The sequence below is a fragment of the uncultured Maricaulis sp. genome (assembly GCF_905480005.1).
Taxonomy (GTDB): domain Bacteria; phylum Pseudomonadota; class Alphaproteobacteria; order Caulobacterales; family Maricaulaceae; genus Maricaulis.
Genome location: NZ_CAJQOO010000064.1, coordinates 1 through 8,985, shown reverse-complemented (window position 1 = coordinate 8,985; position 8,985 = coordinate 1). Strand labels below are relative to the sequence as shown.

The following is an 8,985-nucleotide window of genomic DNA, read 5'->3' as shown; positions in this document are numbered from 1 at the left end:
CCCGCCATTGACTTCCCTGTCCACACAGGTAAAACCCGCGCTTCCCTCGCCGGGGCCTGACCCCGGATCGTTCAACACCAACGGGACGATGCGAGAACCGCCGTTTAGATCGCACGCCTTTGAGGGAAGGCGCGCCGGGCCGCATCGAATAGAGAGAACATGTCGAAGCGTCATTCGCAGAAATACAAAATTGACCGCCGCATGGGTGAAAACCTGTGGGGCCGTCCGAAGTCTCCGGTCAACTCGCGCTCCTATGGCCCGGGTCAGCACGGTCAGCGCCGCAAGAGCAAGATGTCCGATTTCGGTCTCCAGCTCATGGCGAAGCAGAAGCTGAAGGGTTATTACGGCAACATCACCGAGAAGCAGTTCCGTCGTACCTATGACGAAGCTTCCCGCCGTAAGGGTAACACCGCCGAACTGCTGATCGGTCTGCTGGAAAGCCGCCTGGACGCCATCGTCTACCGCTGCAAATTCGTGCCGACGGTCTTCGCATCGCGCCAGTTCGTCAATCACGGCCACGTCAAGGTCAATGGCATCAAGGTCAACATCCCGTCCTACCGCTGCAAGCCGGGTGACGTGATTGAAGTCCGCGAGCGTTCGCGCTCGATGGCCCTGGTCCTGGAAGCCCTGGAAAGCCCGGAGCGCGATGTTCCCGATTATGTCGATCTCGATCCCAAGGCGATGAAGGCCACCTTCGTGCGCATGCCGGACTTCTCTGAAGTTCCGTACGCCGTGCAGATGGAACCGAACCTGGTCATCGAATTCTACTCCTCGTAAGAGGACGACAATCGATCGTGCAAAGAGGCCGCTCCGGATATCCGGGGCGGCCTTTTTCGTGGCCCGGCGGGAGAGCTGCCGCGCACGCGTGCAGGCCTGCCTCGCGCCGCAGCACATCGTTTCGGAAATTCGCGTCTCACGAGTCCATGGTTGATCCGGGCCTGATCCCTGTTTGGATGAGATTGCTTCGAAGCCTGCAGGGGCAAATATGCGGGTGTCGGGGTGTGTATTGGGGATTTCTTGGGGGCAAGTATGGCAGGGCGTTGGCGCGGCGTATTGGCTGGTTTGGGACTGGCTGTTTCTGTGACGGCATGTGCGACGAGCGGGGATCCGCAGGTCGAGGCGCGCAATCGCTTCCTGCCGAGCCTGCCACCTATGCCGGCAATGCCGGCCCTGCCGACGATCAATATCTCCGACATGCGCATTCCGGGCACCAACCGGCAGGCTCCGGCTCCGGACCCGTCGCTTGAGAACATCATCTATTGGCGCGTCATCGAGGATGACATCCTCATCGTCCATGCCGACACGAATGGCTGTACGTCACGCGCTGATTTTCGCGTCGATGTTCAGCAATATCATGATGATATCTACACGGTTCGCCTGACCCGCGAGGCCGAGGACCTGTGTGAAACCGAGGCGCCATGGGGCACCCAGCTGGGCTTCGGTTTCGAGGAACTCGGTGTGCCGATCGGTGGCCAGGTGATCGTGCTCAACCCGGTTGATACCGAGCGTCCCTGGGACTGGAATGAGGCCCGCACCTATCCGGCCAGCCGCCGCTAGGCCGCGCGCTCAGACCACCGCATCCCAGCTGCGCGACAGGCGTGAGGCGGCATTGATGATGCCGACCATGGAGTAGGTCTGCGGGAAATTGCCCCACAGCTCACCGCTCGCCGTATCGATGTCTTCCGACAATATGCCCAGCTCTGTGCGATGGGCGAGAACGTCTTCGAACATGGCCCGCGCGTCGTCGAGCCGGCCGATCCGCGCCAATGCGTCGATATGCCAGAAGGTGCAGGCGGTGAAGGCTGTCTTCGGCTTGCCGAAATCATCGGCGACCCGGTAGCGATAGACATGATAGCCGTCGCGCAATTCCTCATCGACCCGCTCGACCGTGGCGATGAAGCGCGGATCTTCCGGAGCGATAAAGCCGATCTCGGCCATCAGGAGAACAGACGCGTCCAGCGCCTCGCCGCCGAAGGCGCCGGTGAAGGCCTGCCGCGTCTCGCTCCAGGCTTCGCGCAGCACGGTCTCGCGGATTTCCTCTGCCCGCACGGCCCAATACGCCTGGCGGTCGGCCAGGCCCAGCTCATTGGCGATCCGGGCGAGGCGGTCGCAGGCCGCCCAGCACATGATGGCGGAGGAGGTGTGGACATCGGCCCGGCCGCGATATTCCCAGATCCCGGCGTCGGGCGTGTTGTAGACCGCATAGGCGCGCTCTCCGACGACCTCGAAATGCTCGAACTCCAGCTGGCCCGCCTTGGATTGCAGGCGATCATCGAAAAAGGCCTGGGACGCGCCCAGAATGACGTGGCCGTAGACATCATGCTGAATGTGTTCGGCGGCCTGGTTGCCGAAGCGCACGGGGCCCATGCCGCGATAGCCGGGCAGGGCGTCGGCGATGGTCTCTGTCAGATCGGTTTCCAGCGCGATCCCGAAAACCGGCTGGATATGTCCGCCCTTGGTCAGCGCCACCGTGTTGCGCAGATAGGCCATATAGCCTTCCAGCGTGCCGACTGCCGAAAGCCGGTTGAGGGCGGTGACGGTGAAATAGGCATCACGCAGCCAGCAAAAGCGATAATCCCAGTTTCGCTCGCTATCGGCATGTTCGGGAATCGAGGTTGTCAGCGCCGCGACAATGCCGCCCGTCTCCTCATAGACGCAGAGCTTCAGCGTGATGGCTGCCCGGATGACCGCCTCCTGCCATTCCGGCGGGGTGGCGAGGCGGCGCGACCAGTCCTGCCAATGGGCACAGGTGCGCTCGAACCAGTCCTTGGCCATCGCTCCGACCGAGTCCGACAGGCTTTCATCGGGTCCGAGGACGAAGGCGATCTCGTGATCGAGCACAAATTCACGCTGGTCCATGATGTAGGAAAGCGGCGCGTCCGTCGTGATGCGGAAGCCGGCACGGTCATCGAGAAAGCTGACATGGCTGACCCCGCGCTTGGGCGTCATGGCGCCGGCTCCGTGCCGGCAAGCCGCACTCAGCGTGATGGCGATCCGCGGCATGCCGCGCAGCGGCGTGATCCGTCGCACGGTCGAGGCCGGTCGGAACATGCGCCCCTTGTCCATGAAGCGCGGTGCGAAATCACTGATCAGGATGGCCGAGCCGTCCGCCGCTTCCAGCTCGGTCTCGATCACGGCGGTATTGCGAACATAACGCTGTCGCGCCGTGACCTGGCCCGCGAGGGCAACGGCGAAAGCGCCGTCGCCGCCGACCAGACGGTTGAAGACCGGTTCGCCATCCAGACGTGGCAGGCAAAGCCAGCTCAGCGCGCCTTCCTGGTCGACCAGTCCGGCGATAGTGCCATTTCCGATAATGCCGAGTTGCAGTGATGTCATGGGAGTTGGGCCTCCAGCCAGGTCCAGACTTGGGCGGGATCGTCGAGGCGCGCCGTGGCCAGGCTGTCGCCGGCGCCGACCTTGATCGCGCGACCGCCGAGATCGATGGCCGCCTTCATGCCGTCCTCGTCCGTGGCGTCATCGCCGATCATCACAGGGCGCCGCCCGGCAAAGGCCGGCAGGGACATCAGCCGCTCGACAGCGCGCGCCTTGCTCGCTCCGGCGGGTTTGAGCTCATACACACATTTGCCGGCTTGCAGGACATAAGCGGGGTGGTCGGCCACCATGGCTGCCAGTGTCTTGCCCAGGGCAGGGCCCGCCGCGCGATTGGCGCGATAGTGGATGGCCAGGACCGGGCCCTTGGTCTCCAGTCGCGCTCCTTGTGTCTTCGCGGCGAGCGCGTAGGCCGCCTGATACAGGGGGTCAGGCGCCGGTGGTTGCCAGGCCGATGGATGACGCCCGGGCGCGCAAATGTCACAGCCATGCCCACCAGCCCGCCACAGGGCGCCCGGGATACGGCGATCGAGATCACGGATGTCGCGACCGCTGACGACCGCCAGAGCACCGCCCAGCGACCGCGAGAGCGTCTGCAGGGTCATGTCGCCGCCTGTCGGCAGCCAGACCGTGTCCGGATCGTCCTGCAAGGGTGCCAGCGTCCCGTCGAAATCCAGAAACAGGGCCTCACGCCCCGGGTCGAGCGGCGGCGGTGCGGCATCGCTCGCTGCCAGGGCAGCGAGGGCAGGACTTGGCGTTTCGGTCATGCGGGGATGGCGGGCTGAAGATCCTGGAGGAAACGATTTCGCCACCAGCTGATATCCTTTTCGCAGACGATGTCGCGCAGTTTGCGCCAACGTTCCTGGCGCTCCTCCAGCGACATGGTCAGCGCCTGGTGGATGGCGTCGGCGACCTTGTTGCGGTCATGCGGATTGACGATGAGGGCATCCTTCATCTGCTCGGCCGCGCCGGCAAATTGCGACAGGACAAGCACGCCGGGGTCCTCGTCATCCTGGGCCATGATGAATTCCTTGGCGACCAGATTCATGCCGTCACGCAGCGGCGTGACCAGCCCGACCCGGGCAATGCGGAAGAGACCGGCCAATTCCTCGCGCGTGTAGGACCGGGCCAGATATCGCAATGGTATCCAGTCGAGATCACCATGATCGCCATTGATGCGTCCGGCGAGCTGATCGAGCTCGAGGCGCAATTCCTGATACTCCTCGACCTTGGAGCGCGAGGGCGGTGCAATCTGGGTCACCGAGACCTTGCCGTGCAGTTCCGGATGGTCGTCGAATAGCTGTCCGACCGCCTCGAAGCGTTGCGGCAGCCCCTTGGAATAATCCATCCGGTCAACACCGATGACAAATTCGCGCCCGCCGAGAAAGCGGCTGATCCGTTCCGCGGCCCGGTCGGCTTCCGGGGAATGAGCCGCCTTGATAAAGCCCTGCGGATCGATTCCGATCGGATAGGCGGCGATCCGCGTGGTTGTTCCGAAAACCGCGATGCGGCCATCAGCAAGGACCTCGCCGCCGCAATCATCGACCAGATAGCGTACGAAATTGGAGCGGTCGCCCTCGGACTGGAAGCCGATCACGCTGTAGGCGCACAGGGCCCGGGCGATCCAGTGGTGCTCGGGAATGGCGCGAAACATTTCCGGCGGCGGGAAGGGAATGTGCAGGAAGAAACCGGTCGGACCTTCCCAGCCGGCATGACGCAGGGCGTCACCCATCAGCAGGAAGTGATAATCATGCACCCAGACCGTATCGGTCGCGGTCAGGCGGTCGGCGACGAGATTGGCGATGCGCTGATTGACGGCGGAATAGACGCTGAAGGCTTCGCTGTCGAAACTGGCCAGGTCGAGTCGGTAGTGGAAGACCGGCCAGATCACCCTGTTGGCGTAGTTGAGATAATAGGCTTCATGTTCGTCATGGGTGAGGTCGGTGAGGACGAACTCGACGCCCTCATCGCGAAACACGCTGGTGCCGCGCGGGAGCTCGTCGACCAGCTCGCCGCTCCAGCCAAACCAGCTTCCCCCCGTTGCCTTGAGGGACTCCCAGACGGCAACCGCCAGCCCGCCGGCGCGCGCCTTTGGGTCGGCGGCGGTACGGTTCGATATTGCGATCAGACGGCCCATCATCACTCCTTGCTCGTGGATCGGTGTTCCACGTAGCGCGAGGATCGGGCAAGGCGATGGCCCGCATCAGGGCGAGCGCGACTGGAATTGCCAGTTTGTCGAGCCGGATTGCCTCAAATCGGTCAATCCCCTGACAGGAGGAATGCCGGAATCAGGCGGTACCGCCGACGCCTTTTTCCTTGAAATAGGCCTGCAGTTCGCCGGTCTCGAACATCTCCTTGATGATGTCACATCCACCGACAAACTCGCCCTTTACATAGAGTTGGGGAATGGTCGGCCAGTTGGAGAAGTCCTTGATACCCTGGCGGACCCCGTCATCCTCGAGCACGTTGACGCTTTCGAATTCGACCTGGAGATGGTCGAGGACGCGGGCGACGACGGAGGAGAAGCCACACTGCGGGAAGACCGGTGTGCCCTTCATGAAAAGCACGACGTCATTGGCGTCGATGGTCGACTTGATGCTGTCCTGGGCGGTCGTGGACATGGCGGAACTCCTCGGATTGATCCTCGCCGATAGCTAAGGCGTCGGCTCGCCCGCTTCAAGAGCGGCAACCAGTGATGCATTGGCTGCAAGGTGGGCCGGGCGCGTGGTGAGGCAGACTGCGCTGTCGCAAAAAGGCCGCGTCAGCGCCCAGCGCAGCGCCTCGCTCGCCGGTGGTCCGGCCTCGGCAGGCGGATCGCGGCGCAGGCGGCGCTTTATCTGGCGCGCCAGATACCACAAATCCCCGCGCGATGCGGGTGGTCCGGAGGCGCGTCTGGCGCCAGCCATGGTCTCGATCCCGATCACGGACAGTCCAGAGCTGCGCGCGCGCTCAAGACGCTCGATTTGGGATGGTTCGAGGCTCTGATTGACCGGCGCCATCAAGGCATCGAACACACCGAGCGAGATCGCCCGGTCCAACTCGGCGTCGCGGCCGCAAACACCGAGATGGCGGATCATGCCGCGCTCGCGAAAGGCATCGAGCCGTCGCAGCAGCTTGTCCGTCATCTCGTCAGCTGCGGGCCCGTGAAGCAGAAGCAGGTCGACATGGTCGCGCTGCAGGCGTTTCAGCGAATCCCGGAGCGACATCTCGATTGCACCGGCGGAGAAGTCCCGATAGCCGCCCGGATGTATGCCCGCCTTCGTCGCCACGAAGGCCGACCGGCGGGGCAGGCGTTTGAGAGCAGCCCCCAGCCGGCGCTCTGCCTCGCCCTTGCCATAGGCGGGACCGGTATCGAAGAAGGTGACGCCCTGGTCGACGGCCTGGTGGATCAGACGCGTTGTCATGCCGCGTCCGGCGCCCAGTCCGGCGTGCGGCCCGGTTACCCCGAAACCCAGTCGCGAGAAGCTGTCGGTCCCGATCATCAGTCAGGCGTTCGCGTTTCCAGGGCGAGGGCGTGCAATTCGCCGCCCATTTTCTCGCCCAGAGCGGCATAGACCATCTGGTGCTGGGCCACGCGCAGCTTGCCGCGGAAGCTCTCGGCCGTGACCACGGCCTTCCAGTGGTCATTATCGCCGGCCAGATCGGTCATCTCGATTTCGGCGTCCGGGATACCGGACTTGATCAGGGCGATGATGTCGTCGGCGGGCATGGGCATGGCATTTCCTTGTTGCGACGTCGGGCCTGGCGGTCACGGCGGTTCACGCTCGACGCGCGTGAGCGTGACCTCATGTGTCGGGCCGTGCACTATCCGGATGGTTCGTGACAGCCCATATCAGCGCCAAGCTAGTCGTGACCGCTGCAAGGGAAAAGACCATGACCGCCTCGAGCACTGCCAAAAAACGCTTCCGGCCCCGGTTCAGCCTCATCGGTCTGATGCTGGCCCTTCTGCTACCGGCGGGCGCCGCGCAGGCCGGCGAGCCATATCTCGACCGCGACGGGCGACCGGTCGGTGGCTATGACATTGTCAGTTATCACACCGAAGACATGCCCCTGGACGGTCTCGATACGATCACCGCGGACCATAATGGTGTCACCTGGTATTTCGCCACCGAGGCCAATCGCGAGATCTTCCTTGCCGATCCGGAGCGCTATGTTCCGGCCTATGACGGGCATTGCGCCTATGCGCTGGCCAATGATCGCAAGGTGCGCTCCGATCCGCTCGCCTACCGGGTGGTCGATGGCGTGCTCTACATGAATTTCTCGCCCTCCATCCAGGAGCGCTGGGAGCGGGATATTCCCGGTTATCTGGAGCAATCCGAAGCGAACTGGCCCGACCATGAGGACGCCCCGGCTGCCCGGCCCAGTCGCTGGTTCTGATTGTTACGGAAAATTGGGTGGGGTTGGCTGACCCTGCATGCGACACTCCGCGCGGTTTATATTTTCGAGGGGTCTTCCATGCGCGCCATTCTGGCTACTACTGCAATCTCACTGGCCATTCTCGCGACGGGCTGCGCCGCACTCCAGCCTGGCGCGATGGAATCGAGCGCTGCCGAACAGGCGGCCTGGACGCTGGACCGGAGCCAGTTGCTCACGGATCTGCAAGTGCTTGCAGCCGATGACATGGAGGGCCGGGCGGTCGCAACCGACGGCAATGCACGTGCCCGGGCCTATATCATCACGCGCCTCGAGGCGATGGGCGCAGAGCCGATCGATGGCAATTACGAGCACCCGTTCAGCTTTGAATCGCGCCGGACCGGCGAGAAGGTGGACGGGATCAATATCCTCGCCCGGATCGACGGCAGCAGCGAGAGCGACCGCACCATGGTGGTCACGGCGCATTATGACCATGTCGGCATGCGCGACGGGCAGATCTGGAACGGTGCCGACGACAATGCGTCCGGCGTTGCTTCCGTGCTCGCCGTCGCCGAGATGTTCCTGGCCGAGCCGCCCGAGCATGATGTGATCATTGCCCTGGTCGATGCCGAGGAAAATGGTCTTCAGGGCGCACGCGCCTTTGTCGAGAACCCGCCAATCCCGGCCGAGGACATTACCTTCAATCTGAATATGGACATGGTCGCCATGTCGACCGATCGCATCCTCTGGGCCGTCGGGACCTATCACTATCCCTTCCTCACGCCGATCGTCGATGAGGTCGCGGAGCGGGCGAGCGTCTCCATGCCCATGGGGTATGACGAGCCGACCGAAGAGCCGGGCGGTGACTGGACCAATCTCACCGATAGCGGGGCCTTCCACGCCGCCGGCATTCCCTTCATCTATCTGGGTGTCGACTTCCATCCGCACTACCACCAGCCGACGGATACCTACGAGAACATGACGCTGGACTTCTTCCAGGATGCGGCCGCCGCGGTCGCGGACTTCGCGCGCGTATCAGACGAACAGCTCGACATGATCGGTGAGGCGTCGGGGCGCTAAGGTCGTAGCTCAAGCAATGAAAAGGCCGTCGCGAAACCGCGGCGGCCTTTTTGTTTGGGGTCGTCTTGGATAAGCTTTTACTCGGCGGCTTCGACGAGCTGGTCCATCAGACCCGGCATCCAGCCCTCCCAGGCGGCGCGAAGGCGATCGAGTTCCAGCGGGTGGGCACCATTGACGGTGACCGCCTTGCCGCCGGCGAGGCCGACCACATGGACCGGGATG

At 63.5% G+C, this 8,985-nt stretch carries 10 protein-coding genes; 4 read left to right on the top strand and 6 right to left on the bottom strand.

The window, feature by feature from the left end; genetic code table 11:
• The first annotated feature begins 159 nt into the window (after positions 1–159).
• Entirely contained in the window at positions 160–777 is a 618-nt protein-coding gene (gene rpsD, locus QZ266_RS06990; protein ID WP_295693165.1) for a 30S ribosomal protein S4, read from the top strand.
• Between the two features lie 252 nt (positions 778–1,029).
• Positions 1,030–1,557: a hypothetical protein gene (locus QZ266_RS06985; RefSeq protein ID WP_295693162.1), complete on the top strand. Its 528-nt coding sequence runs from the start codon at positions 1,030–1,032 to the stop codon at positions 1,555–1,557.
• A 9-nt stretch (positions 1,558–1,566) separates the two neighbouring features.
• Here the strand turns inward: QZ266_RS06985 and QZ266_RS06980 are convergent, their stop codons facing one another.
• The 6 genes from QZ266_RS06980 to QZ266_RS06955 all read right to left on the bottom strand — a co-directional run bounded on the left by QZ266_RS06980 (position 1,567) and on the right by QZ266_RS06955 (position 7,045).
• Complete coding sequence (locus QZ266_RS06980; RefSeq protein ID WP_295693161.1) at positions 1,567–3,336, bottom strand: glycoside hydrolase family 15 protein; 1,770 nt, start codon at positions 3,334–3,336, stop codon at positions 1,567–1,569.
• Entirely contained in the window at positions 3,333–4,097 is a 765-nt protein-coding gene (gene otsB, locus QZ266_RS06975) for a trehalose-phosphatase (RefSeq protein ID WP_295693159.1), read from the bottom strand. The genes QZ266_RS06980 and otsB overlap by 4 nt, the downstream gene beginning before the upstream one ends.
• Entirely contained in the window at positions 4,094–5,467 is a 1,374-nt protein-coding gene (locus QZ266_RS06970) for a trehalose-6-phosphate synthase (RefSeq protein ID WP_295693157.1), read from the bottom strand. Before QZ266_RS06970 ends, otsB begins: the two co-directional genes overlap by 4 nt.
• Positions 5,468–5,618: 151 nt before the next feature.
• A complete protein-coding gene (gene grxD, locus QZ266_RS06965) occupies positions 5,619–5,951 on the bottom strand; it encodes a Grx4 family monothiol glutaredoxin (protein ID WP_295693154.1) in 333 nt (110 codons plus the stop codon).
• Positions 5,952–5,984: 33 nt separating this feature from the next.
• The gene (locus tag QZ266_RS06960) at positions 5,985–6,812 is read right to left on the bottom strand and encodes an aldo/keto reductase (protein WP_295693151.1); all 828 of its coding nucleotides are present in this window, start codon (positions 6,810–6,812) and stop codon (positions 5,985–5,987) included.
• Positions 6,812–7,045: a BolA family protein gene (locus tag QZ266_RS06955; protein ID WP_295693148.1), complete on the bottom strand. Its 234-nt coding sequence runs from the start codon at positions 7,043–7,045 to the stop codon at positions 6,812–6,814. The genes QZ266_RS06960 and QZ266_RS06955 overlap by 1 nt, the downstream gene beginning before the upstream one ends.
• 158 nt (positions 7,046–7,203) lie before the next feature.
• On the opposite strand from QZ266_RS06955, the gene QZ266_RS06950 reads away from it, so the two are divergent.
• Together QZ266_RS06950 and QZ266_RS06945 are read left to right on the top strand one after the other, a co-directional pair.
• A complete protein-coding gene (locus QZ266_RS06950) occupies positions 7,204–7,707 on the top strand; it encodes a YHS domain-containing (seleno)protein (protein WP_295693146.1) in 504 nt (167 codons plus the stop codon).
• A 78-nt stretch (positions 7,708–7,785) separates the two neighbouring features.
• Positions 7,786–8,763, top strand: a complete 978-nt coding sequence (locus QZ266_RS06945) for a M20/M25/M40 family metallo-hydrolase (RefSeq protein WP_295693143.1) — start codon at positions 7,786–7,788, stop codon at positions 8,761–8,763.
• Positions 8,764–8,985: the final 222 nt, after the last annotated feature.